Source organism: Streptomyces rhizosphaerihabitans (assembly GCF_025399795.1).
Lineage (GTDB): Bacteria > Actinomycetota > Actinomycetes > Streptomycetales > Streptomycetaceae > Streptomyces > Streptomyces rhizosphaerihabitans.
Window position 1 is genome coordinate 1 of record NZ_JAODTZ010000204.1, and the last position, 345, is coordinate 345.

The following is a 345-nucleotide window of genomic DNA, read 5'->3' on the forward strand; positions in this document are numbered from 1 at the left end:
AGCCATGATCTGCTGGTAGGCGGGGCCGCCGGGCAGGGCCGGAGTCGGTGCGGCCGGTGCCGAGGGCGTTTCGTCGGGCAGTTCCAGGAGCGTCTTGCGAGTGATCGTGATGTGCTCGGCGGCCTGGGCGAGTCCATCCAGCAGCGCGGTCAGCTGCGCGATCTGCTCGTGAGCGGCCTCCGCTTCCACAGCGATCTGCCGCTCGCGGACCTCCAGACGTGCCAGCAGGGCACCGAGGGTCTGCTGTGGGTCGCCGCTCACGCGCCGCGCCAGGACGGGGTGGAGGTGCCGGTCAGTCGACGGGTCATCACATCGCTTATCGCCCAGTACACCCGGGATTCGGAA

The 345-nt window shown here is 69.6% G+C and carries 1 pseudogene; it reads right to left on the minus strand.

Annotation, left to right across the window (positions count from 1 at the left end):
- Positions 1-261: pseudogene (locus N4G66_RS45420) on the minus strand (hypothetical protein); the annotation flags it as partial.
- Positions 262-345: the final 84 nt, after the last annotated feature.